Here is a 24,447-nt window from a genome sequence, read left to right as displayed (position 1 = left end):
CCAGGACCGGGTCGGTCCTGGCCGGTCTAGTGGAAGGTGTGCTCCTCCTGAGGGAACGTTCCTCCGACGACCTCTTCGGCAAACTCCTTCGCCGCGTCCCCGAGGGCCTTCCGCAGGTTCGCGTACTGCTTCGAGAAGCGCGGCATCTTCCCGCTCGTCAGTCCGGCCATGTCGGTGTAGACGAGGACCTGCGCGTCCGTCTCCGCCCCGGCGCCGATCCCGATCGTCGGGATGTGCAGGACCCGTGTGACCTCGGCGGCCAGCTCGGCCGGCACCAGCTCCAGCACGACCGCGAAGGCGCCCGCGTCCTGCACGGCCTTCGCGTCGCGCAGCAACTGCTGCGCGGCCTCCTCGCCGCGTCCCTGGACCCGGTAGCCCAGGGTGTTCACGGACTGCGGGGTGAGCCCGATGTGTCCCATCACCGGGATGCCCGACCGCACCATCAGCTCGATCTGGCCGTGCGAGCGCTCGCCGCCCTCCAGCTTGACCGCGCCGACCCCGGCGTCCTTCACCAGCCGGGTGGCGCTGCGCAGCGCCTGTACGGGGCCTTCCTGGTACGAGCCGAACGGGAGGTCGCCGACGATCAGGGCGCGCTTGGTGCCCCGTACGACGGCGGCGGAGAGCATCGTCATCTCGTCGAGGGTGACGGGCACGGTGGTCTCGTACCCGAGGTGGCAGTTGCCCATCGAGTCGCCGACGAGCATGACCGGGATACCGGCCTCGTCGAAGACGGACGCGGTCGTCGCGTCGTAGGCGGTGAGCATGGGCCACTTCTCGCCGCGTTCCTTGGAAGCGGTGATGTCGTGGACGGAGATACGGCGGGAGATCTTGCCGCCGTAGAGCGCCAGTTGAGAACTCATGGCCGAAGGCCCTTTCGTCATCTCGAGGCACCCTGACGGTGTCCCCGGACCGCCTCCATGGTGGCATCCCCGGACCCGCACGGGAAGTGCGGCCCCATGGCGGCGGCCCGGGAGGGGCGGTCCCATGGTGCGGCTCTCGGTAAAAAGTTTCCAATACGAGACGGTCTCGTATCGAAACGCGTTTACGCTGTGCCCCATGTCCACACCGTCCGGCGCCCCAGGCGCCGCCTCCCGCATGCCCGCACACCGTGTACCCGAGGACATCCACCGCCGCCGGTGGGCCATCCTCGGTGTTCTGATGTTCAGCCTGCTCATCGTCGTGCTGGACAACTCGATCCTGAACGTGGCGGTCAGGACCATCGCGGCCCCCGCGCCCACCGGGCTCGGCGCCACCCAGAGCGAGCTGGAGTGGGCGATCAACTCCTACACGCTCGTCTTCGCCGGGCTCCTCTTCACCTCCGGCCTGCTCGGCGACCGGATCGGCCGCAAGAAGGTACTGCTCTTCGGGATCACCGTCTTCGGTCTCGGCTCCGCGCTCGCCGCGCTCTCCGGATCGCCCGCCGAACTCATCGGCTACCGCGCCCTGATGGGCTTCGGCGCCGCGTTCGTGATGCCCGCCACCCTCGCCGTACTGATGAACGTCTTCGAGCGGGACGAGCAGCCCAAGGCCATAGGCATATGGGCGGGCAGCGTGGGCCTCGGCATCGCGATCGGCCCGATCACCGGCGGCCTGCTCCTCGAACACTTCTGGTGGGGCTCGATCTTCCTGGTCAACGTCCCGGTCGCGGTCGTCGGGCTGATCGCGATGGTCCTGCTCGTACCGGACTCCAAGGACCCGGCGCCGGGCCGCGTCGACCCGCTGGGCGTCGTGCTCTCCATCGTCGGACTCGTCCTGCTGGTGTTCGGCATCATCCGCGGCGGCGAACTCGCCGACTTCACCGACACCACGGTGCTCATCTCGCTGCTCGGCGGGCTGGCCGTGCTCACCGCGTTCGTCCTGCACGAGAAGCGCAGCAGCCATCCGTCTATCGACATCGCGTATTTCAAGAAGCCCGCGTTCGCCGCGGCCGTCGCCGCCATCGCGCTGGTCTTCTTCGCGCTCATGGGTGTGACGTTCTTCTCGGCCTTCTACCTCCAGAGCGTGCGCGGCTACAGCGCGCTCCAGTCAGGGCTGCTGATCCTGCCGCTGGCCGCCGCGCAGATGGTCTTCGCGCCGCGCGCCCGGCTGGTCGTGGACCGGTTCGGCGCCCGTGCGGTCTGTACGGTCGGCATGCTGCTGGTCGCGGGCGGCCTCGCGGCGTTCGCGCTCTTCGACGCCGACACCCCGGTCTGGGTGCTCTGCCTGGTTTTCTTCGTCCAGGGCACCGGAATGGCGCACATCATGCCGCCGGTCACGGTCGCCGTCATGCAGGCGCTGCCCCGCGAGAAGGCCGGGTCCGGATCGGCGATCAACAACACCTTCCGCCAGGTCGGCGGCGCCCTGGGCATCGCCGTACTCGGCTCGGTGCTGTCGGCGACCTACCGGGGCGGTATCGAGGGGCACCTCGACGCCGTACCGGCCGCCGCGCGGGACGCCGCCGGCGAGTCCATCGAGGCCACCCTCGCCGTCGCGCAGAAGCTCGGCCCGGCGGGCCGGCCGCTGATCGGCTCCGCGTACGACGCCTTCCTGGACGCCATGCACGTCACGGCCCTCGGCTCGGCGGCCGTCGCGCTGGTCGGCGCCGTGGTGGTGGCGCTCTTCCTGCCGGGCAGGCCCCCGGCGGAGGAGACGGCGGACAGCGGCACGAGCGAGACCTCCGGCGCGGCCGAACCCGCGGGCGCCGCGAGCGGCGGTTAGGCAGAGCCCTGCCGGGTCCGTGCCGTGTACGAGAATCGACCGGGCGCGTACGCGGCGAACGGGCGCCGCGTACGGGCACGGCGGAGAGGCGGAACAGGTGCGGGAGCGGGACCACGGCGGGCACGGGGGCCACGGCAGCCACGGGGGTCACGGCAGCCACGGGGGCCGGGGCGGGCGCGGGGACCGCAGTGGCCACAGCGACCGCGGCGGCCACGGGGACGAGAAGGAGCCCCGGCGGGGCCGGCCGCGCAGTGAGGCGGTCGAGCGGGCGATCCTGGAAGCCGCCGTGGCCCTGCTGGAGGACGGTGTTCCGCTGGGCGGTCTCTCCATCGAGCGCATCGCGCGTACGGCGGGCGTCGGCAAGGCCACCATCTACCGCCGCTGGCCCGGCAAGGAAGCGCTCTTCCTCGACCTCCTGCGGGAGTTCGAGCCGCAGGACCCGGAACTCCCCGGCACCTCCGCGCTGGACGACCTCCGGGTCCTGCTGGAGTCGATGCGTCAACGCGGCCTCGCGCAGCGCTCCTCGGTGATCCTGCACAACGTCGTCGTCCAGATGAAGAGCCACCCCAAGCTCTGGGAGGAGTACCACCGTACGGTCGTGGCCCCCCGCCGCGCGTCCACGCTGGCCGTGGTCCGGCGGGGGATCGCCGACGGGGAGTTCCGTGCCGACCTGGACCCGGAGCTGGTCAACGACCTGATCACCGGGCCGATGCTGATGCGCACCCTGCACCGGCCCGGCGCGCCGCTCCCCGACGACCTGGCCGATCAGATCATCGGATCGGCGCTCCAGGGGGTCGGTCCGCACCCGCAGCCGTCGTCCCCGCGGCCCTCCGCCGATCCGTCGCCGCGCCCCTCCGTACAGCCGTCGCCGGGGCGCGAAACGCCCGGGCCGTGAGACCTGTCACACCCGTTCGGGCCCCGGGAGCGCGCGGTTCTCCGCCCTCCGTTCCATGACCGTTCTGTCACAGCTCCCGGTCATTCGTCCGCGACAGGAACTCGTGACGACGGCTCCTTCGTCCTTGTCCCCGTACGGTCGTCGAGGGACGGCGCGGAAAGGGCCCGTCCATCGCCTAGGGTCAGGGGCGGGCGTGCACGGGCAGGGCAGTAAGGCAGTGAGGGCGGCGGACATGACGCAGGAGTACACGGCGCAGTCGGTGGCGACGGACGGCGAGGACGACCGCTCCCGATCCCGTGTCAGGGACCTGCTCGACCGCTTGCGCCGGGATCCCGGCATCTGGCGGCGGGGCATCGTGCTGGCCCTTCTCGCCCTGCTGGCCGCCCTGCTGATGATCCTTCACTCGCACATCCCCAACACCATCGGCAACCTCGGCAGCCTCAACGAGACGTTCCTGCCCTGGCTGGGGCTGGTCATCCCGCTGGTCCTGGTCCTCGGCCTCGTGCGCCGTTCCGCCACCGCGCTGATCACCCTGCTGCTGCCCACCGTCGTCTGGGTCAACCTCTTCGGCGGCCTCATCACCGACAAGTCGGGTGGCGGCGGTGACCTCACCGTGGCCACGCACAACGTCAACGCGGACAACCCCGATCCGGAGGGCACGGCGGCCTCCCTGGCGCATTCGGGGGCGGACGTCATCGCGCTGGAGGAGCTGAAGGCCAGCGCCGTCGACACGTACGTGAAGGCGCTGGCCGGCACGTACAAGTACCACTCGGTGCAGGGCACGGTCGGGCTCTGGAGCAAGTACCCGATGTCCGCCACCAAGCCGGTCGACATCCGGCTCGGCTGGGTCCGCGCGATGCGCTCCACCGTCGCCACGCCGCACGGCCCGGTGGCCGTCTACGTGGCGCACATGCCGTCCGTACGGGTCAAACTGCACGCCGGGTTCACCGCCAACCAGCGCGACAAGAGCGCCGACGCGCTGGGCGAGGCCATCTCCCACGAACCGCTGGACCAGGTGATCCTGCTCGGCGACCTCAACGGCACCATGAACGACCGCTCCCTCAACGCCGTCACCGCCCAGATGCGCTCCACCCAGGGCGCGGCGGGCGACGGGTACGGCTTCTCCTGGCCGGCGGCGTTCCCGCTGGCCAGGATCGACCAGATCATGGTCAAGGGCGTCGAACCGACCTCGTCGTGGACCCTGCCCAGGACGGACAGCGACCATCTGCCGATAGCCGCACGGGTCGAACTGCGCTGAGCCGAAAGCGCCCCGGGGAACGGCCGCCCGCGGCCCGGAGCCGTCTGGATCCGGCCCGGACCCGCCGGGACCTGCCTGGATCCGCTTGGCCGGCGTCCGGCCGACGGCCGGGTGGGTCCCTGGTGGGTCCCTGGTGATGCATCGCACGCAATGCGGTGTTCACCTGCCGGAATACAGGGCCTGAGAGACTTTGTTCCGCAGGGGTACTAATGATCCTCCCGTACCCCGCGTGACCCCCCTTCGAAAGGTTGTCTCTCTCATGCCCCTGGCTCTGCTCGCTCTCGCTGTGAGCGCCTTCGGCATCGGTACCACCGAGTTCGTCATGATGGGCCTGCTGCCCAACGTCGCGGACGACCTGGGAACGTCCGTGCCCACCGCCGGCTACCTCGTGTCGGCGTACGCGATCGGCGTCGTCATCGGGGCCCCGCTGCTCACCGCCGTCGGCTCCCGTATCCCGCGCAAGCGGATGCTCCTGCTGCTGATGGGCCTCTTCATCGTCGGCAACCTCGCCTCCGCGCTCGCCCCCGGCTTCGGCTGGCTGCTGGCGGGCCGGGTCCTCGCGGGGCTGCCGCACGGCGCGTTCTTCGGCGTCGGCGCGGTCGTCGCCGCCCGGCTGGTCCACGAGGGCCGGCAGGCGCGCGCCGTGGCCACCATGTTCCTCGGCCTGACCGTCGCCAACATCGTCGGTGTCCCCGCCGCCACCCTGCTCGGCCAGCACCTCGGCTGGCGCGCCACCTTCCTCGTGGTGACCGTCATCGGCCTGGTCGCGCTCGCCGCGCTGGCCCGGCTCGTCCCGTACGTGCCGGTGGACGCCCAGCAGAGCGTGCGCCGCGAGATACGCGCCCTCGGCAACCGGCAGGTGCTGCTCGGCCTCGCCACCGCCGTCCTCGGCTTCGGCGGCGTCTTCGCCGTCTACTCCTACCTCGCCTCGATCACGACCGAGGTCATGGGCTTCGGGGAGTCCTCCGTCACCCTCGTCCTCGCCCTCTTCGGCATCGGCATGACGCTCGGCGCGCTGGCGGCCGGGCCGCTCACCGACCGGGCGCTGCGCCCCACCCTGTACGGGTCGCTCGCCACCCTCGCCCTGGTCCTGGTCGCGTTCCGCTTCACGGTGCACGTGCAGTGGGCGGCGCTGGTGACCGTCGTCATCCTCGGCGCGGTCGGCTTCATGACGACCACGCCCCTCCAGATGCTGGTCATGCAGAAGGCCAAGCACGCCCCCACGCTCGCCTCGGCCTCGAACCACTCGGCGTTCAACCTCGCCAACGCGGGCGGCGCCTGGCTCGGCGGCATGGCGATCGCGGCGGGCTGGGGCTGGATGTCCCCGACCCTGGTCGGCGCGGTCCTCGCCGTCCTCGGCCTGGCGGTCGCGGTCACGGCGGGCTTCCTCGACCGGGGTGGCAGGGGCGACCGGGGCGGCCGTGACCTGGCGCCGGAGGTCTCCCGCGTCGTCGCCTCGGGCGGCGCGCAGACCGAGCCGGCCGGGACCGGGGCGACGGAACGCGTCTGAGCCGGTCCCCGGGCCCGCCGGCCGGCGGTCCGGCCGGCCGGGGCCCGGTGTACGGCGTTGGACCGGGGCCCGGTGTACGGCCTCAGACCTGCTCGCGCCAGTGGTTCGTGATCGGCAGCCGCCGGTCCTTGCCGAAGCCCTTGGCCGAGATCTTGGTGCCCGGCGGGTACTGGCGCCGCTTGTACTCCGCCGTGTCCACCATCCGCAGCGTCCTCGCCACCAGCTCCGCGTCGAAGCCCGCCGCGACGATCGCGTCCATGCCCTGGTCGCGGTCGACGTACAGCTCCAGGATCCGGTCCAGCACGTCGTAGTCCGGCAGCGAGTCCGTGTCGACCTGGCCAGGCCGCAGCTCGGCGCTGGGCGGCTTCGAGATGGACGCCTCGGGGATCGGCGGGGTCTGGCCGCGCTCCTCGGCGGCGCGGTTGCGCCACCGGGCGAGCCGGAAGACCGACGTCTTGTAGACGTCCTTGATCGGGCCGTACGCGCCGACCGCGTCGCCGTACAGCGTCGAGTACCCCACCGCCAGCTCGGACTTGTTGCCCGGCGCGAGCACGATGTGCCCCTCCTGGTTGGAGAGGGCCATCAGCATCGTGCCGCGCAGCCGCGCCTGGAGGTTCTCCTCCGCGAGTCCGGTGAGCCCCAGCGACCCCATGTACGCGTCGAACATCGGCTCGATCGGGTGCGTACGGAAGTTGAGGCCGGTACGGTGCGCCAGCTCGGCCGCGTCGCCCTTGGAGTGGTCCGAGGAGTACTTCGACGGCATGGAGACCCCGTACACGTGCTGCGCGCCGAGCGCGTCGCACGCGAGGGCGGCCACCAGCGCCGAGTCGATCCCGCCGGAGAGCCCGATCAGGACGGAGCGGAAACCGTTCTTGGCGGCGTAGGCGCGCAGCCCCACCACCAGCGCCGAGTACACCTCCTCGTCGTCGTCCAGACGGTCCGCGTAGCCGCCGGTCAGCTCCGGCTCGTACGCCGGGAGCGGGTCCTCGGAGAGGACGACCCGGTCGATCCGCAGCCCGTCGTCCACGATGCCTTCCACCGGCTCCGCCGCGGCGGCCGGCAGGTCGAGGTCCAGGATGACCGAGCCCTCCGCGAACTGCGGGGCGCGTGCCACGACCTCGCCGTCCCTGTCGACGACGATCGAGTCACCGTCGAAGACCAGCTCGTCCTGGCCGCCGATCATCGCGAGGTACGCGGTGGTGCAGCCGGCCTCCTGGGCGCGCTTGCGCACCAGCTCCAGGCGGGTGTCGTCCTTCTCGCGCTCGTACGGCGAGGCGTTGACCGACAGGAGCAGCCCGGCCCCGGCGGACCGGGCGGCCGGCACGCGCCCGCCCTCCTGCCACAGGTCCTCGCAGATGGCGAGCGCGACGTCCACGCCGTGCACCCGGACGACGGGCATCGTGTCGCCCGGCACGAAGTACCGGAACTCGTCGAAGACGCCGTAGTTGGGCAGGTGGTGCTTGGCGAAGTTGAGCACCACCTCGCCGCGGTGCAGCACGGCGGCGGCGTTCCGCGGGGCGCCCGCGGGCTGCCCGTACCGCGGCTGCGCCGACTCCGAGCGGTCGAGGTAGCCGACGACGACGGGCACCTCCCCGAAGCCCTCCTCGGCGAGCCGCCCGGCGAGCGCGCGCACGGCGGCCCGGGACGCCTCGACGAAGGACGACCGCAGGGCGAGGTCCTCGACGGGGTAGCCGGTCAGCGCCATCTCGGGGAACGCGACGAGATGCGCTCCCTGCTCGGCGGCGTGCCGGGTCCAGTGCACGATCGCCTCGGCGTTCGCGGCGAGATCACCGACGGTCGAGTCGATCTGATTCAGAGCGAGGCGTAGTTGAGGCACGCGGCCCAGTGTAATCGTCTGTCTGACGCGATATCCGGGGGCCGGGATGTGGGGCGGGCCACTCGGGCGTCCCTCCGCGGTGTTCCCGAAGGCGCTCTTCCTGAAGGCGCTTTTCCTGGAGGCGGCTTTCTGAGGGGGCAGCCGTGGTCAGCGGTGCGCGTAGACCTGTTCCGCCCACGCGGCGATCTGGATCTCGGTGAGATGCCGGGCCAGATCGGCCTCACTGATCATCCCGACGAGGCGCTTGTCCTGGATCACCGGCAGCCGGCGGATCCGGTGGCTCTGCATCTCGCTCAGGACCTCCTCCACGTCCGCGTCCGAGTCGATCCAGCGCGGCGTGCCGTGCGCCATCTCGCCCGCCGTGGTCTGCGCGGGGTCGTGGCCGCGCGCCACACAGCCGACCACGATGTCGCGGTCGGTGAGAATGCCGGTCAGCCGCTCCTCGGAGTCGGCGATGGGCAGCGCGCCCACGTCCAGCTCGCGCATGAGCTGTGCGGCGCGGTCCAGGGTCTCGTGCGCCGGGATCCACCGGGCGCCGGAGTGCATGATGTCCTTGGCCGTGGTCATGGGTGCTCAGCCTCCTGTTGCCGTCCGCCCCGAGCCAGAACCATCATCGTGCGTACGTTCGGGTGACGCGACCGCAGTCACCCGAACGGGGGAGCCGGACGGCCCCCGCCGCCGGGTCGGACCGACCGTACGATCCGCCCCGGCGGCGGGAGTGCCTGAACCGCGCGCGTCGGAGACGCGCCTCAGGTACGGGCCTTCGCGCCGCGCTCCGCGAGCAGGTCCGCCATCAGGGCCAGCTCCGACTCCTGCGCGGCGACCATCCCCTCGGCGAGGCTCTTCTCCGTACCGTTGGCGCAGAGCCGGACGCAGCCCTGCGCCATGGAGACACCGCCCTTGTGGTGGTCGGTCATGAGCTGGAGGTAGAGGATCTCGGCCGCCTTGCCGCGGGCCTCGCGGAGCCGGTCCAGCTCCGACTTGGTGGCCATGCCCGGCATCAGCGAACCGTCGTGGGCCTCGTGGCCCGCGTCGCCGTGGTCCATCCCCTCCATCCCCTCCATGTCCCCCGTACCGTCCCCGTCCGCCATCCAGGCCATGGGATCGGTACCGGCCTCGACCTTGGGCAGCCCCCACAGGTCCAGCCACCCCATGAGCATGCCGCGCTGGTTCGCCTGGGTGTTGGCGATGTCGTACGCCAGCCGCCGCACGTCCTCGTCGTCCGTGCTGTCGCGCACGATGAAGGACATCTCCACGGCCTGCTGGTGGTGGACGGCCATGTCCCGGGCGAAGCCCGCGTCCGCGGACGCGGACGACGGCGTACGCGTTCCGGCCGCCGAGCCGTCGTCCCGCGCGGCGGAGGCCACCGTGGCGGTACCGGCGAAGACCAGCGCCAGCACGACGGCGGTGATCGCCGCCCACTGCGTACGCGTCACGGACCGCCGGGGGGTCCCGGCCGGGTCCGCCCCGCTCACTGCGCGCCCATTCCGCCCGTGCAGGCGGCGCCCGGCTCGGGGGTCTGCTCGCCCTGCACGTACTTGGTGAAGAACTGGTTGACGCGGGAGTCGGACGCGCTGTCCACCGTCACCTGCTTGCCCCAGGCGCTCAGCATGATCGCGCCGTCCTGGTCCTTGACCGGGCTCATCAGCGTGTACGGGGTCTTGCCGACCTTGTCGGCGAGCGTCTTCACGTCGTCGTCCGACGCCTTGTCGTTGTACGTGACCCAGACCGCGCCGTGCTCCAGCGAGTGCACCGCGTTGACGTCGGGGATCGCCTCCTTGTAGACGTCACCCTCGCAGTTCATCCAGACCTGGTTGTGGTCACCGCCCACCGGCGGCGTCATCGGGTACTTGACGGCCTCGGTGACATGGTTGCGGCCCAGCTTCTTGGCGTCCCAGGACTTCTCCGCCTTGACGGGCGCCGCGGCGGCGGCCTTCTCCGCGTCCTTCTTGTCGGACTCCTTGTTGAGCGCGTACGCGCCGAAGCCGACGAGACCGACCACGACGACGGCGCTCACCGTGATCGTGATGATGCGGCTGCGCCGCTCGCGGGCCCGCTCGGTGCGGCGCATCTCCTCTATTCGGGCCTTGCGGTCGGCTGACTGGGACTTGGAACCCATGATGTTTTCGTCCTTCTCGGGGATGGCTGCGGAATCGCGGAACGCTGCATGCTGAACGCGAGGCGTGGAACACGGTGCGGGGTGCTGGCCCGGCTACGTCCGCAGTACTTGAAGGACGTGAAGGTCCGGCGCGCGGGGGAACGCTCCGGAGCGGGGCGCCCGGCCGGTGGGGCGCGGCGGTTCGAGGCGCGCGTGCTGTACGGCGATGTCGGGCGCCGCGGCGGGCTGCGGCACGGTCAGTACGGCCGCGCCCAGGTGCGGGAAGAGCCCGCAGTCGCCGTGCCGGTACGGGCAGATGTACTGGGAGTCGCCGGCGTGCGGCGGTTCGGCCGCGCCGACGGCGAAGGTGCCCGCCGCCCCGGTGGTGACGGCGGCGCCGTCCCGCTGGTGGCCCGGAGCGGTCTCCGTATCGGTGCCCAGGCAGAGGAACAGCGCGGCCAGCAGCGTCGCCACGGCGCTCAGCAAGGCCGTAGGACGCGTGGTGCGTATGTGGCCGATGCGGCCGCGCGGCTGTCCCCCCATGGGGCCAGATCGTAGTGCGTGGCGCGCCGGAGCAGCAGTGCGGCGTCTCCGAGGGCGCCGTACGGCCCCGCCGGCCGCTGTGTCGTGGGCCTGTACCGCCGTCGATACGGTATGAAACGGTCCCGCTGAAACACGCACCGGCGCGATACAAAGAGACATGGCCGAACAAAGAGGCGGGGCCGGGCGTCCTCCTGCCGATGTCGACGCGGTGACCCACGCGGTACTGACCGCGTCCCGGCTGCTGGTCGCCATCTCCGCCCGTTCCCTCGCCGCGATGGGGGAGCGGGTCACGCTGCCCCAGTTCCGTCTTCTGGTGGTTCTCTCCACCCATGGCGACGCCAAGCTCGTCTCGCTCGCCGAACGGCTCGGCGTGAACCCGTCCACCGCCATGCGCATGCTCGACCGGCTGATCGCGGCGGGACTGGCGACCCGTGAGAGCAACCCCGGCAACCGCAGGGAGACGGTGCTCGCCCTCACCCCCGAGGGCCACACCCTGGTCGAGCGGGTCACGGCCGTACGCCACCGGGAGATCTCGGCGATCGTCGAGCGGCTCAGCCCCGAACAGCGCTCGGCCCTGGTCGAGGCGCTGACGGCGTTCACGGAGGCGGGCGGGGAGCCCGCCGTCCCGGGCGACGAGGGGGAGCCGTACCCGCTGGGCTGGTCCGACACCCACACGCGGTACCCGGCGGAGAACGCCCCCGACGGCGACGGCGACGGAGCCGGACGGGACGGGACGGGACGGGACGGGGCCGACCGTGACGGATGAAGGCTCAACCGGTGGCTGACAGTCGCCAGGAGTGATCTTCGTCGCGGGGGATTGCGGTCACCTGTTTCATGGGCACCACCTGGACAGGCACTATGGGCGTGTGCCCGTACAAGATGGGCGTGTGCCCGTACACGCGCACGTACCGGAGCGTTGGACGGGCGTTCGCAACGCGCCGGAAATCGTGTGGTGGGATGCTCGTGTGCCCCAACGTGCCCCGCGACATGGGAGCAGGTGGCCTGACCAGCAAGGATGGGTAGGATATGGATAAGCAGCAGGAATTCGTGCTCCGTACGCTGGAGGAGCGCGACATCCGCTTCGTGCGGCTCTGGTTCACCGATGTCCTCGGTTTCCTGAAGTCGGTCGCCGTCGCACCCGCGGAGCTGGAACAGGCCTTCGACGAAGGCATGGGCTTCGACGGCTCCGCGATCGAGGGCTTCGCCCGTGTCTACGAATCCGACATGATCGCCAAGCCCGATCCGGGCACCTTCCAGATCCTCCCCTGGCGCGCCGAGGCCCCGGGCACGGCGCGGATGTTCTGCGACATCCTCATGCCCGACGGCTCGCCGTCCTTCGCCGACCCGCGGTACGTCCTCAAGCGGATGCTCGCCAAGACCTCGGATCTGGGGTTCACCTTCTACACCCACCCCGAGATCGAGTTCTTCCTGCTGAAGGACAAGCCGGTCGACGGCACCCGGCCGACCCCGGCCGACAGCTCCGGCTACTTCGACCACACCCCGCAGAACGTGGGGATGGACTTCCGGCGCCAGGCGATCACGATGCTGGAATCCATGGGCATCTCGGTGGAGTTCAGCCACCACGAGGGCGCCCCCGGCCAGCAGGAGATCGACCTGCGGTACGCGGACGCGCTCTCCACGGCGGACAACATCATGACGTTCCGCCTCGTCATGAAGCAGGTCGCGCTGGAGCAGGGCGTCCAGGCGACGTTCATGCCGAAGCCGTTCTCGGAGTACCCGGGCTCGGGCATGCACACCCACCTCTCCCTCTTCGAGGGCGACCGCAACGCGTTCTACGAGTCGGGCGCGGAGTACCAGCTCTCGAAGGTCGGCCGCTCCTTCATCGCCGGGCTGCTCAAGCACGCCGCGGAGATCTCGGCCGTCACCAACCAGTGGGTCAACTCCTACAAGCGCATCTGGGGCGGCTCCACCCGCACCGCGGGCTCGGGCGGCGAGGCCCCCTCGTACATCTGCTGGGGCCACAACAACCGCTCCGCGCTGATCCGCGTCCCGATGTACAAGCCCGGCAAGACCGGCTCCGCCCGCGTCGAGGTCCGCTCCATCGACTCGGGCGCCAACCCGTACCTGACGTACGCGGTCCTGCTCGCCGCCGGCCTCAAGGGCATCGAGGAGGGCTACGAACTCCCGGCGGGCGCCGACGACGACGTCTGGGCCCTCTCCGACGCCGAACGCCGCGCGATGGGCATCGAGCCCCTGCCGCAGAACCTGGGCGAGGCGATCTCCCTGATGGAGCGCAGCGAGCTGGTGGCGGAGACGCTGGGCGAGCACGTCTTCGACTTCTTCCTCCGCAACAAGAAGCAGGAGTGGGAGGAGTACCGCTCCGAGGTCACCGCCTTCGAGCTGAAGAAGAACCTCCCGGTGCTGTAGCCGCGGACCGCCGGCTGCTCTCCGCGTCAACGACACACTTCGGGCCCGCACCACCACGGATGCCGTTGGTTCAACAGCATCCACCACGGTGCGGGCCCGAAGCCGTCGCGTACACATCCGGAACCGTGGCCTGGGGGGCTTCATGGGGGGACTCGACGTCAAGGTGCGCACCAAACCCTGCAAGTGGTGCGGCCGTCCACTGAAACAGGGCCGCTGGTGGCGCCCGAAGCGGTACTGCAACCGGTGGCACGCGGTGAAGTACCGGGTGGTGAGCGTGGTCGCGAACGTGCTGGACAGCATCTGATCCGTTCAGCGGCGCGACGGCCCCGGTCCACCGGGTGGCCGTGACCCGCCGCTCGTCGTGGCGCGAACGGTGACCCGCCGCTCGTCGTGGCGCGCGGCCGGGACTCGCGGCGGTCTTCCGCCGTCACCTGCGACTAGGCTCGATGCCTGGTGCTCGATCGCGCGGATGCCGAGCTGACAGGAGACGGCGAGATGACGATGCCGGGACGCAGGAGCAGTACGTTCACCCGACTGCTGCGGCACGGTTTCACCGATCCGTCCGCCGCCGAGCGGCTGCTCGACGTCCCCGAGATGGCGACCGTACGGGCCGATCCGCTGCTGCTCGACGCGCTCGGGCAGACCGCCGACCCCGATCTCGCGCTGCGCGGCCTCGTCCGGCTGGCCGAGGCCGCGCGGCCCGAGCGGCTGCGGCCGCTGCTCGACACCCTGATCACCGCGAAACCGCTGCGGGACCGGCTACTCGGGGTGCTCGGCGCGTCCGAGGCGCTCGGGGACCATCTCGCCAGACACCCCGAGGACTGGCGCGTCCTCGTCACCTACGAGCTGGCCGATCTGCACCCCGGCGTCGAGGAGTTCGAGCACGCCCTCGCCGAGGCGAAGGACCCCGTCTCGCTACGGATCGCCTACCGCCGCTGTCTGCTGGCCATAGCGGCCAGGGACGTCTGCGCCACGGCCGACGTCGCCCAGATCGCCGCCGAACTCGCGGACCTGGCGACCGCCACCCTCCGCGCCGCCCTCGCGATCGCCAAGGCCGCCGCGCCCGAGGACGCCGCCGCGTGCCGGCTCGCCGTCATCGCCATGGGCAAGTGCGGCGGCCACGAACTGAACTACGTCTCCGACGTGGACGTCATCTTCGTCGGCGAACCCCCCCTGGGCGCGGACGACCCCGACGGCACGAAGCGCGCCGTCCAGGCCGCCACCCGCCTCGCCTCCCACCTCATGCGGATCTGCTCCGAGACGACCTCCGAGGGGACCATCTGGCCCGTCGACGCCAACCTGCGCCCCGAGGGGCGGAACGGACCGCTCGTACGGACCCTCAGCAGCCATCTCGCGTACTACCAGCGCTGGGCGAAGACCTGGGAGTTCCAGGCGCTCCTCAAAGCCCGCCCCGTCGCCGGTGACCCGTCCCTCGGAGCCGAGTACATCGACGCCGTCTCCCCGCTGGTCTGGCAGGTCGCCGAGCGGGAACACTTCGTCCCCGACGTGCAGAAGATGCGCCGCCGCGTCATCGACAACATCCCCGCGGGACAGGCCGAACGCGAACTCAAACTCGGCCCCGGCGGGCTGCGGGACGTGGAGTTCGCCGTACAGCTCCTCCAGTTGGTGCACGGCCGCAGCGACGCCTCGCTGCACAGCGGCTCCACGCTCGAAGCCCTCGACGCACTCGCCGCCGGCGGGTACGTGGGCCGCGCGGACGCCCGGCAGCTCGACGAGGCGTACCGCTTCCTGCGCGCCATGGAACACCGCATCCAGCTCTACCGGCTGCGCCGCACCCACCTCGTCCCCGAGGGCGAGGCCGACCTGCGCCGCCTCGGCCGCTCCCTCGGGCTGCGCGGCGACCCCGTCGCCGAGCTCGACAGGGCCTGGCGCCGGCACGCCTCGGCCGTACGCCGGCTGCACGAGAAGCTCTTCTACCGGCCCCTGCTCGACGCGGTCGCCCAGCTCGCGCCCGGCGAGATCCGGCTCAGCGCCAAGGCGGCCGGGCAGCGGCTCGAAGCGCTCGGCTACGCGGACCCGGTGGCCGCGCTGCGCCACCTGGAGGCGCTGTCGTCCGGGGTGAGCCGCAAGGCGGCCATCCAGCGGACGCTGCTGCCGGTGCTGCTCGGCTGGTTCGCGGACTCCGCCGACCCCGACGCCGGGCTGCTCGGCTTCCGAAAGGTCTCGGACGCGCTCGGCAAGACCCCCTGGTACCTGCGGCTGCTGCGGGACGAGGGCGCCGCCGCCGAGAACCTGGCCCGCGTCCTGTCGGCCGGGCGGCTCGCCCCCGACCTGCTGCTGCGCGCCCCCGAGGCGGTGGCCATCCTCGGCGACCCGGGCGGGCTGACCCCGCGCGGCCGTGACCACCTCGAACAGGAGGTCCTGGCGGCGGTCGGCCGCGCCGACACCGCCGAGGGCGCGGTCACCTTCGCGCGCGGGGTGCGCAGGCGCGAGCTGTTCCGTACGGCCGCGGCCGACCTGATCGGCTCGTACGGTACGGAGGAGTCCCCGGCCGAGGAGGACCCCGGCGCCCTGGTCGACCGGGTCGGGAACGCCATCACCGACCTCAACGCGGCGACGCTCGCCGCGGCCCTGCGCGCCGTCGTGCGCGAGCAGTGGGGCGACACCCTGCCCACCAGGTTCGCGGTCATCGGGATGGGCCGCTTCGGCGGGCACGAACTGGGGTACGGCTCCGACGCGGACGTCCTGTTCGTCCACGAGCCGCGCGACGGCGTCAGCGAGCACGAGGCGGCGCGCGCCGCGAACGCCGTGGTCGCCGAGATGCGGCGGTTGCTTCAAGTCCCCACGTCCGACCCGCCGTTGATGATCGACGCGGATCTGCGCCCGGAGGGCAAGAGCGGTCCGATGGTCCGTACGCTCGCCTCCTACGCCGCGTACTACCGGCGCTGGTCGCTCGCGTGGGAGAGCCAGGCGCTGCTGCGCGCCGAGCCGATGGCGGGCGACGCGGAGCTGGGGCGCCGCTTCGTCGAACTGGTCGACCCGCTGCGGTATCCGCCGCGCGGTCTCGGCGAGGACGCGGTGCGGGAGATCCGCCGGCTCAAGGCGCGGATGGAGACGGAGCGGCTGCCGCGCGGCGCCGACCCGACGCTCCACACCAAGCTGGGCCGGGGCGGGCTCTCCGACGTCGAGTGGACGGTGCAGCTCTTCCAGATGCGGCACGGCTTCGAGGTGCCGGGGCTGCGGACGACGCGTACGCGCCGGGCGCTGGCGGCGGCGCACGAGGCGGGGCTGATCGGGGCGCAGGACGCGGCGGTCCTGGACGAGGCGTGGGTCCTGGCGACGCGGGTGCGCAACGGGGTGATGCTGGTACGGGGCAGGCCCGGCGACACCTTCCCCTCGGACAGCCGCGAGATGGGCGCGATGGGCCGCTACCTCGGCTACGCGCCAGGACCGGCCGTCGGGGCGGGCCCGGCAGGACCGGAACGGGGCGACCCGCAGAACGCGGCCGGCGGCCACAACGGCCACAACGGCGTCAACGGCTACGGAGGCGTCAGCGGCGGCATGCTGGACGACTACCGGAGGACGACCCGCAGGGCGCGGGCGGTGATGGAGGAGCTGTTCTACGGAGCGCCGTGAGCACCGCCCGTGACCACGGCCCGCGAGCACCGTCCGTGAGCGGGCGGGCGCGGGCGGGAGCCGTCGGTGGCGTCGGTGGCGTCGCGTTGTGGAAGCTCAGCGCGCCGCCGGGCGCTCCTCCTCCGCACGGCGGCGCGTCCGGCGCCGTACGAGGACACGCCGCGGGCGGCCGTCCTCGGCCACCCGGCGCGGCAGGCGGTGTGGTAGCACCCCGTACCAGAGGTACGAGAGCGTGAAGCCGAACGCCAGGCAGATCATCCCGCCCACCGCGTCCAGCCAGAAGTGGTTGGCCGTGGCGACGATGACCACCAGGGTGGCGGTGGGGTAGAGCAGGCCGAGGATCCTCGCCCAGGGCGCCGAGGCGAGCGCGAAGATCGTCAGGCCGCACCACAGGGACCAGCCGATGTGCATCGACGGCATCGCCGCGTACGGGTTCGACATGTTCTTCAGGTTGCCCGAGGCCATCGAACCCCAGGTCTCGTGGCGCACGACCGTGTCGATGAAGTGGCCGCCGGTCATCAGCCGCGGCGGCGCCAGCGGATACAGGTAGTAACCGATCAGGGCCACGGCGGTGGTCGCGAAGAGCGTCAGCCGGGCAGCCGCGTACCGCCCCGGATGGCTGCGGAAGAGCCAGACGAGCACACCGATCGTGACGACGAAGTGCAGGGTGGCGTAGTAGTAGTTCATGGCCACGATCAGCCAGGTCACCGAGTCGACGGCGTGGTTGACGCTCCGCTCGACGGCGATGCCGAGGGTCTGCTCCGTGTGCCAGATCCAGTCGGCGTTCTTCATCGCCTGGGTGCGCTGCTCCGGTACCGCGTTGCGGATGAGGGAGTACGTCCAGTAACTGACCGCGATCAGCAGGATCTCGAACCAGATGCGCGGGCGGCGCGGGGAGCGCAGCCGTCGCATCCGGCGGGGTCCGGTGGATTCCGCGGTCCCGGGGGTACGGTCCGCCCGCACCGTGGTCTCCCGCGGTGCCGTCGTGTCCGTGTCCGCCCGTGCGTCCGTGACCGCCTCCGTCGCCTCCGGGGCCGTTTCGTCCGGGGTGGGTGACGGCTCGGGGTACGGGGTGGCCGTCCGGCCTTCCTCTGCCTTCACCGTGGATTCACCCATGGGGCGAAAGTCTGCCAGATTCTTCACCTCCGACCGATCATCCCTCGGGCGGGTTCTGTGCGCACGCGCTCAGCCTCAAGGACTAGGCCGCGTCCCTGACATCCCCAGGGGGCCGGGGCCGGGACCCGAAGCTGTTGAACCGCGTACGACCAGTTCGGGCATGAACACGAACTCGCTGTGCGGGGCGGGCGTACCGCCGATCTCCTCCAGGAGCGTACGGACCGCCGCCTGGCCCATCGACGGCACCGGTTTGCGGATCGTCGTCAGGGGCGGATCCGTGAAGGCTATGAGCGGTGAGTCGTCGAAGCCGACCACCGACAGGTCGCGCGGCACGTCGAGACCGAGCCGGCGCGCGGCCCTGATCGCGCCGAGCGCCATCATGTCGCTCGCGCACACCACCGCCGTACAGCCGCGTTCGATCAGCGCGGAGGCCGCCGCCTGGCCGCCCTCCAGGGTGAACAGCGACTGCTGGATCAGCTCGTCGGTCTGGGCCCCGGACAGCCCCAGCAACTCCTGGACCGTGGCCCGGAATCCCTCGATCTTGCGGAGTACGGGCACGAACCGCTTGGGCCCGACGGCCAGTCCGATGCGCTGGTGGCCGAGCGAGACGAGGTGGGTCACCGCGAGCCGTACGGCCGCCCGGTCGTCCGGCGAGATGAACGGCGCCCTGACCTTCGGCGAGAAGCCGTCCACGAGGACGAACGGCACGCCCTGGGCGCCCAGTCTCTCGTACCGCCGCATGTCGGCGGAGGTGTCGGCGTGCAGCCCGGAGACGAAGATGATGCCGGAGACGTCGCGTTCGACCAGCATCTCCGTCAGCTCGTCCTCGGTCGAGCCGCCGGGCGTCTGGGTGGCCAGTACGGGGGTGTACCCCTGCCGGGTCAGCGCCTGCCCGATGACCTGCGCCAGCGCCGGGAAGATCGGGTTGTCCAGCTCCGGCGTGATCAGGCCGACGAGCCCCGCGCTGCGGCGCCGCAGCCGTACGGGACGTTCGTATCCGAGGACGTCGAGCGCGGCGAGTACGGACTCGCGGGTGGTCGCGGCAACACCGGGTTTGCCGTTCAGAACGCGGCTGACCGTCGCTTCGCTGACCCCCGCCTGAGTTGCGATATCGGCAAGCCGTGCGGTCATGGGAGTGGACTGTACCGGTCGGCTGTCGGATTGCCCACCACGCGGGTGAACCGAGCGGACGGCAAGTTCTTGCAAGATCTTGCGAAACCTTCCTGCGGTGCGGTCGACGTCCTCCTGGAGGGGTCTGGAACCCTTCCACCCCTAGGGGCTGGGGTAGGGGCGCGCCTCCCGGGTGAGCGGCGCGATCAGCAGGACACACACCGGTAACGATCGGCGCACCTTGCAGAAATCTTCCGCAAGGTCTTTCGGCCTTCTTGCATCGCTGTTACGTTCACGTCCGACCCGGCGCCGCGACGGAGCGGTACGGCAGTTGAAGGAGTTCGGATGCGACGTGGCATAACGGCCACCGCCCTGGCCGCGATCCTGGCCCTCGCGGCGACCGCTTGCGGTGGTGACGGGGGTTCGGGCGGCTCGAAGAGCGCGGGCGGCGAGCTGTCGGGGACGGTCACGTGGTGGGACACCTCGACCGTCGGCAGCGAGGACAAGGTCTTCAAGAAGCTCGCCGAGGGGTTCAAGGCGAAGCACCCGAAGGTCGACATCAAGTACGTCAACGTGCCGTTCGGGGACGCCCAGAACAAGTTCAAGAACGCCGCGCAGTCCGGCTCGGGCGCCCCCGACGTGATCCGCTCCGAGGTCGCCTGGACGCCCGAGTTCGCCGATCTCGGCTATCTCGCGCCGCTGGACGGCACGTCGGCGCTCAAGGACGAGAAGGACTTCCTGCCGCAGGCCGCCGCGTCCACGAAGTACGACGGCAAGGCGTACGCGGTGCCGCAGGTCATCGACTCCATGGGCATCTTCTACAACAAGAAGATCTTCAAGGACGCGGGCGTCGAAGTCCCCGAGACGGTCGCCGAGTTGAAGACCGTATCGAAGACGATCAAGGACAAGACCGGGAAGACCGGGCTCTACCTGCGCGGCGACGACGCGTACTGGTTCCTGTCGTTCCTGTACGGCGAGGGCGGCAACCTGGTCGACGCCGACTCCAAGACCGTCACCGTCGACAACGCGGCCGGCGTCAAGGCCATGACCGTCGTCAAGGACCTGGTCGACTCCGGCGCCGCCAAGACCGACGCCACCGACGGCTGGGAGAACATGCAGGCGTCGTTCAAGGACGGCGATGTCGCGATGATCATCAACGGCCCCTGGGCCGTGGCCGACACCTACGGCGGCGCGCAGTTCAAGGACAAGGCCAACCTGGGCATCGCCCCCGTACCGGCGGGCTCCGCCGAACAGGGCGCCCCGCAGGGCGGCCACAACCTCGCCGTGTACGCGGGCTCCAAGAACCTCGACGCCTCCTACGCGTTCGTCGAGTACATGACCGACGCGCAGAGCCAGGCGAGCGTCGCCGAGCAGCTCAGCCTGCTCCCGACCCGTACCTCCGTCTACGCGAAGCCGGGCGTCGCCGACAACGAGATCGTCGGCTTCTTCAAGCCTGTCGTCGACAAGGCCATCGAGCGCCCCTGGATCCCCGAGACCGGCAGCCTGTTCGCGCCGCTGGTCACCGAGTACACCAAGGTCCTCACCGGCCAGACCACCCCGGACAAGGGCGTCAAGACCACCGGTGACGCCTACCGCAAGCTGCTCAAGGGCTGGAAGTAGCAGGAAAGGAAGGCCGGCTGATGGCTGTCCACTCCGGCCAGTCGGTGGCGCGGGCCGCGGGCGACGAACTCGCCCGCGGCCGGGGCCGCGGCACTGGCACACCCCCCGGCGCGCCGGCCGGGACCCCGCCCGGGGGCCTGGCCGGCAGACTCCGGCGGGCACTCGCGACGCACTGGTACGCCTGGACCATGGTCACCCCGGTGGTCGTCGTCATCGGCGTGATCATCGGCTATCCGCTGGTCCGCGGCGTCTACCTGTCGCTCACCGACGCCAACGAGCGCAACGTCGAACGCAACATCGGCGTCAACCACCTGCCGGCCACCTACGAGTTCGTCGGACTCGACAACTACACCGCCGCCCTCACCGGCAGCCAGTTCCTCTCCACACTGGGCTGGACACTGGTGTGGACCGTCTCCTGCGTCAGCCTCACCTTCGCCCTCGGCCTGGCCCTCGCCAACATCCTCAACCGCCGCATCGCGGGCCGCTCCCTCTACCGGATGCTGCTGATCCTGCCCTGGGCCGTGCCCGGCTTCGTCTCCGTCTTCGCCTGGCGATTCCTCTACAACGAGGACCGCGGCTTCCTCAACAAGCTGCTGGCCGGCGGCGGCATCGACGCCGTGCCCTGGCTCAACGACCCGACCTGGGCCAAGTTCTCCGTCATCGCCGTCAACATCTGGCTCGGCGTGCCCTTCATGATGGTCGCGCTCCTCGGCGGACTCCAGTCCATCCCGGGGGAGATGTACGAGGCCGCCGAGATGGACGGCGCGGGCCCCTGGCAGCGGTTCCGCCACATCACCATGCCGGGGCTGCGCTCCGTCAGCACGACGGTGATCCTGCTCTCCACCATCTGGACCTTCAACATGTTCCCGGTGATCTTCCTGCTGACCAGGGGAGGACCCGGCGACGCCACCCAGATCCTGGTCACCCAGGCGTACAAGTTCTCCTTCGAGATCAGCCCGCGCGACTTCGCGCAGTCCTCCACCTGGGGCGTGCTGATCCTCGTCCTCCTGATGGCCTTCGCCGCGGTCTACCGGCGAGTCCTCCGCAAGCAGGGAGATACGTGGTGACCACAGCCCCGGCCACGCCCGCCGCCCCCGGCCCGACCACCGAGCCCGCCGCGCCCGCCGCGGTACCGGACGCCAACGCGCCGCTGCGCGGGCGCCGTTCACCCGCGGCCTCCGTCGCGCTGCACACCACCCTCACCGTGGCGTCGGTGATCGCGGTCTTCCCCGTGCTGTGGGTCCTGCTGACCTCGCTCAAGCCCGCGAGCTACGCGACCACCACGGACTTCTTCAAGGACACCACCTTCGAGAACTACACCAACCTGCTGCGGGACACCCCGTTCCTCACCTGGTTCGGCAACTCGCTGCTCATCGCGGGCCTCACCACCGTGCTCGGTGTCTTCGTCGCCGCCACCACCGGCTACGCCGTCAGCCGCTTCCGCTTCCCCGGCAAGCGCGGGCTGATGTGGACCCTGCTGATCACCCAGATGTTCCCGGTCGCCGTCCTCATCGTGCCGATCTACAACATCATGTCGGGCCTCGGACTCCTCAACAATCCGACCGGCCTCGTCATCACGTACCTCACCATCGCCGTGCCCTTCTGCGCCTGGATGATGAAGGGCTTCTTCGACACCATCCCCCGGGAGATCGACGAGTCCGGCATGGTGGACGGGCTCACGCCCTTCGGCACCTTCTTCCGGCTGATCCTGCCGCTGGCGAAGCCGGGGCTCGCGGTCACCGCCTTCTACTCCTTCATCACCGCGTGGGGCGAGGTCGCGTACGCCTCCGCCTTCATGGTCGGCGACGAGAACCTCACCCTCGCCGGCGGTCTCCAGAAGTTCGTCAACCAGTACGGCGCCCAATGGGGCCCGATGACCGCCGCGTCCGTACTGATCGCCATCCCGGCGGCCCTCGTCTTCCTCTTCGCCCAGCGCCACCTCGTCACCGGGATGTCCGCGGGCGCCGTCAAGGGCTGACGAGACCGGCGCCGGTGCGCCATCCCGATCCGGAACGGCGCAGGTGCGCCCATCCCGACCCGGAAACCCTCCGGGCCACCCCTCAGACCCCCAGGGACGACATGACCCAGCACCTCACTGCCCCTCTCTCCGGCACGTCCGACGACGCCCCGGGCCACCGCGACGGCTGGTGGCGGGACGCGGTGATCTACCAGGTCTATCCGCGGAGTTTCGCCGACGGCAACGGCGACGGAATGGGCGATCTCGACGGGGTGCGCCGCCGCCTCCCGTACCTCAGGGAACTGGGCGTCGACGCCGTCTGGCTCAGCCCCTTCTACGCGTCCCCGCAGGCCGACGCCGGCTACGACGTGGCCGACTACCGTGCCATCGACCCCATGTTCGGCACCCTGCTCGACGCCGACGCGCTGATCCACGACGCCCACGCGCTGGGGCTGCGCGTCATCGTCGACCTGGTGCCCAACCACTCCTCCGACGCGCACGACTGGTTCCGGCGTGCCCTGCGCGAGGGCCCGGGATCCGCGCTGCGCGAGCGTTACCACTTCCGCCCCGGAAAGGGCGCGCACGGCGAACTCCCTCCCAACGACTGGGAGTCCGTCTTCGGCGGCGCCGCGTGGACCCGTACCACCGACCCCGACGGCACCCCCGGCGACTGGTACCTGCACCTCTTCGCCCCCGAGCAGCCCGACTTCAACTGGGACCACCCGGCGGTCGCCGACGAGTTCCGCTCCATCCTGCGCTTCTGGCTCGACATGGGCGTCGACGGATTCCGCGTCGACGTCGCCCACGGCCTGGTCAAGGCGCCAGGACTGCCCGACATCGGCGACGGCGCCCGGCTCAGGCTGCTCGGCACCGCCGACGGCGGCACGCCCTTCTTCGACCAGGACGGCGTCCACGAGATCTACCGCCAGTGGCGCACCATCCTCGACGAGTACCCCGGCGAACGCATCGCCGTGGCCGAGGCATGGACCCCGACCGTCGAGCGCACCGCCCACTACGTACGCCCCGACGAGCTGCACCAGGCCTTCAACTTCCAGTACCTGGCCACCTCGTGGGAGGGCGAGGCGCTGCGCGAGGTCATCGACCTCTCCCTCGCCGCGATGCGCCCCGTCGGCGCCCCCGCCACCTGGGTGCTCTCCAACCACGACGTCACCCGGCACGCCACCCGTTTCGCCGGCCCGCCCGGCGTCGGCACCCAGACCCGGGAGCCCGGCGACCGTACGCTCGGACTGCGCCGGGCCCGCGCGGCGACGCTGCTGATGCTGGCCCTTCCCGGCTCCGCCTACGTCTACCAGGGCGAGGAGCTGGGGCTCCCCGACGTCACCGACCTGCCCGACGAGGCCCGGCAGGACCCGTCGTACTTCCGCGCCGAGGGCCAGGACGGCTTCCGCGACGGCTGCCGCGTGCCCATCCCCTGGACGCGCGAGGGGAGTTCGTACGGCTTCGGCGCGGGCGGGAGCTGGCTGCCGCAGCCGGACCACTGGGGCGGGCTGTCCGTCGAGGCGCAGACCGGGGACCCCGGCTCCACGCTGGAGCTGTACCGGGCGGCGCTGAGCGTGCGCAAGGAGCACCCGGGGCTCGGCGGGGGCGTCGCCGTGGAGTGGTGGGACGCGCCCGAGGGCGTACTGATCTTCGCCAGGACCGGCTTCGTCTGCACCGTCAACACGACGGACACGGCGGTACGGATCCCCGCGCCGGGCGAACTGCTGCTCGCGAGCGGCCCGGTGAAGGCGGGGGACGCCGCCCCGGGCACGGAGTTCGAGCTGCCGGCCGACACCACGGTGTGGTGGTCGGCCTGAGCAC

At 71.1% G+C, this 24,447-nt stretch carries 20 protein-coding genes; 12 read left to right on the top strand and 8 right to left on the bottom strand.

Annotated elements, in window-relative coordinates; all coding sequences use genetic code 11:
* Window positions 1–26: 26 nt before the first annotated feature.
* Window positions 27–881 (bottom strand): 3-methyl-2-oxobutanoate hydroxymethyltransferase, encoded by an 855-nt coding sequence (gene panB / locus ACFXPL_RS27075; RefSeq protein ID WP_384924413.1) that lies wholly within the window; start codon window positions 879–881, stop codon window positions 27–29.
* Window positions 882–1,056: 175 nt separating this feature from the next.
* On the opposite strand from panB, the gene ACFXPL_RS27070 reads away from it, so the two are divergent.
* From ACFXPL_RS27070 to ACFXPL_RS27055, 4 genes are all read left to right on the top strand, one after another.
* On the top strand, window positions 1,057–2,697 hold the full coding sequence (locus tag ACFXPL_RS27070) for an MFS transporter (protein ID WP_384924411.1): 1,641 nt from the start codon (window positions 1,057–1,059) through the stop codon (window positions 2,695–2,697).
* 97 nt (window positions 2,698–2,794) lie between these two features.
* Window positions 2,795–3,592: a TetR/AcrR family transcriptional regulator gene (locus ACFXPL_RS27065; protein WP_384924429.1), complete on the top strand. Its 798-nt coding sequence runs from the start codon at window positions 2,795–2,797 to the stop codon at window positions 3,590–3,592.
* A gap of 232 nt (window positions 3,593–3,824) precedes the next feature.
* On the top strand, window positions 3,825–4,850 hold the full coding sequence (locus ACFXPL_RS27060; protein WP_384924409.1) for an endonuclease/exonuclease/phosphatase family protein: 1,026 nt from the start codon (window positions 3,825–3,827) through the stop codon (window positions 4,848–4,850).
* A 259-nt stretch (window positions 4,851–5,109) separates the two neighbouring features.
* On the top strand, window positions 5,110–6,360 hold the full coding sequence (locus ACFXPL_RS27055; RefSeq protein WP_384924407.1) for an MFS transporter: 1,251 nt from the start codon (window positions 5,110–5,112) through the stop codon (window positions 6,358–6,360).
* An 82-nt stretch (window positions 6,361–6,442) separates the two neighbouring features.
* On the opposite strand, the gene ACFXPL_RS27050 is transcribed toward ACFXPL_RS27055, so the two are convergent.
* The 5 genes from ACFXPL_RS27050 to ACFXPL_RS27030 form a co-directional block, all read right to left on the bottom strand.
* The gene (locus tag ACFXPL_RS27050; protein WP_384924405.1) at window positions 6,443–8,197 is read right to left on the bottom strand and encodes an NAD+ synthase; all 1,755 of its coding nucleotides are present in this window, start codon (window positions 8,195–8,197) and stop codon (window positions 6,443–6,445) included.
* 147 nt (window positions 8,198–8,344) lie between these two features.
* A complete protein-coding gene (locus tag ACFXPL_RS27045; protein WP_384924403.1) occupies window positions 8,345–8,764 on the bottom strand; it encodes a CBS domain-containing protein in 420 nt (139 codons plus the stop codon).
* A 182-nt stretch (window positions 8,765–8,946) separates the two neighbouring features.
* Window positions 8,947–9,633, bottom strand: coding sequence for a DUF305 domain-containing protein (locus ACFXPL_RS27040; protein WP_384924401.1), 687 nt, complete (start codon window positions 9,631–9,633; stop codon window positions 8,947–8,949).
* Between the two features lie 35 nt (window positions 9,634–9,668).
* On the bottom strand, window positions 9,669–10,316 hold the full coding sequence (locus ACFXPL_RS27035; protein ID WP_384924399.1) for a DUF3105 domain-containing protein: 648 nt from the start codon (window positions 10,314–10,316) through the stop codon (window positions 9,669–9,671).
* Window positions 10,317–10,409: 93 nt separating this feature from the next.
* The gene (locus tag ACFXPL_RS27030) at window positions 10,410–10,838 is read right to left on the bottom strand and encodes a hypothetical protein (protein ID WP_384924397.1); all 429 of its coding nucleotides are present in this window, start codon (window positions 10,836–10,838) and stop codon (window positions 10,410–10,412) included.
* A gap of 157 nt (window positions 10,839–10,995) precedes the next feature.
* Here ACFXPL_RS27030 and ACFXPL_RS27025 point away from each other — a divergent pair, with 157 nt between their 5' ends.
* The 4 genes from ACFXPL_RS27025 to ACFXPL_RS27010 all read left to right on the top strand — a co-directional run bounded on the left by ACFXPL_RS27025 (window position 10,996) and on the right by ACFXPL_RS27010 (window position 16,823).
* The gene (locus ACFXPL_RS27025; RefSeq protein ID WP_384924395.1) at window positions 10,996–11,604 is read left to right on the top strand and encodes a MarR family winged helix-turn-helix transcriptional regulator; all 609 of its coding nucleotides are present in this window, start codon (window positions 10,996–10,998) and stop codon (window positions 11,602–11,604) included.
* 260 nt (window positions 11,605–11,864) lie between these two features.
* Complete coding sequence (locus ACFXPL_RS27020) at window positions 11,865–13,226, top strand: glutamine synthetase family protein (protein WP_382888499.1); 1,362 nt, start codon at window positions 11,865–11,867, stop codon at window positions 13,224–13,226.
* A gap of 142 nt (window positions 13,227–13,368) precedes the next feature.
* Window positions 13,369–13,530 (top strand): hypothetical protein, encoded by a 162-nt coding sequence (locus ACFXPL_RS27015; RefSeq protein ID WP_384924392.1) that lies wholly within the window; start codon window positions 13,369–13,371, stop codon window positions 13,528–13,530.
* Between the two features lie 191 nt (window positions 13,531–13,721).
* A complete protein-coding gene (locus ACFXPL_RS27010) occupies window positions 13,722–16,823 on the top strand; it encodes a bifunctional [glutamine synthetase] adenylyltransferase/[glutamine synthetase]-adenylyl-L-tyrosine phosphorylase (protein WP_384924390.1) in 3,102 nt (1,033 codons plus the stop codon).
* Between the two features lie 96 nt (window positions 16,824–16,919).
* On the opposite strand, the gene ACFXPL_RS27005 is transcribed toward ACFXPL_RS27010, so the two are convergent.
* Both ACFXPL_RS27005 and ACFXPL_RS27000 read right to left on the bottom strand, forming a co-directional pair.
* A complete protein-coding gene (locus tag ACFXPL_RS27005) occupies window positions 16,920–17,939 on the bottom strand; it encodes a phosphatase PAP2 family protein (RefSeq protein WP_384924388.1) in 1,020 nt (339 codons plus the stop codon).
* A 75-nt stretch (window positions 17,940–18,014) separates the two neighbouring features.
* Complete coding sequence (locus ACFXPL_RS27000) at window positions 18,015–19,070, bottom strand: LacI family DNA-binding transcriptional regulator (RefSeq protein WP_384924386.1); 1,056 nt, start codon at window positions 19,068–19,070, stop codon at window positions 18,015–18,017.
* A 324-nt stretch (window positions 19,071–19,394) separates the two neighbouring features.
* On the opposite strand from ACFXPL_RS27000, the gene ACFXPL_RS26995 reads away from it, so the two are divergent.
* The 4 genes from ACFXPL_RS26995 to ACFXPL_RS26980 all read left to right on the top strand — a co-directional run bounded on the left by ACFXPL_RS26995 (window position 19,395) and on the right by ACFXPL_RS26980 (window position 24,443).
* Entirely contained in the window at window positions 19,395–20,669 is a 1,275-nt protein-coding gene (locus ACFXPL_RS26995; protein ID WP_384924384.1) for an extracellular solute-binding protein, read from the top strand.
* A 20-nt stretch (window positions 20,670–20,689) separates the two neighbouring features.
* The gene (locus ACFXPL_RS26990; protein WP_384924382.1) at window positions 20,690–21,736 is read left to right on the top strand and encodes a carbohydrate ABC transporter permease; all 1,047 of its coding nucleotides are present in this window, start codon (window positions 20,690–20,692) and stop codon (window positions 21,734–21,736) included.
* An 83-nt stretch (window positions 21,737–21,819) separates the two neighbouring features.
* The gene (locus ACFXPL_RS26985; protein ID WP_384924427.1) at window positions 21,820–22,647 is read left to right on the top strand and encodes a sugar ABC transporter permease; all 828 of its coding nucleotides are present in this window, start codon (window positions 21,820–21,822) and stop codon (window positions 22,645–22,647) included.
* A gap of 101 nt (window positions 22,648–22,748) precedes the next feature.
* Window positions 22,749–24,443, top strand: coding sequence for a glycoside hydrolase family 13 protein (locus ACFXPL_RS26980; RefSeq protein WP_384924380.1), 1,695 nt, complete (start codon window positions 22,749–22,751; stop codon window positions 24,441–24,443).
* The last annotated feature ends 4 nt before the right edge of the window (window positions 24,444–24,447 follow it).

The organism is Streptomyces sp. NPDC059092 (assembly GCF_042756365.1).
In the GTDB taxonomy this organism is placed as follows: Bacteria; Actinomycetota; Actinomycetes; order Streptomycetales; family Streptomycetaceae; genus Streptomyces.
This window is presented reverse-complemented; position numbering and strand designations above follow the sequence as displayed.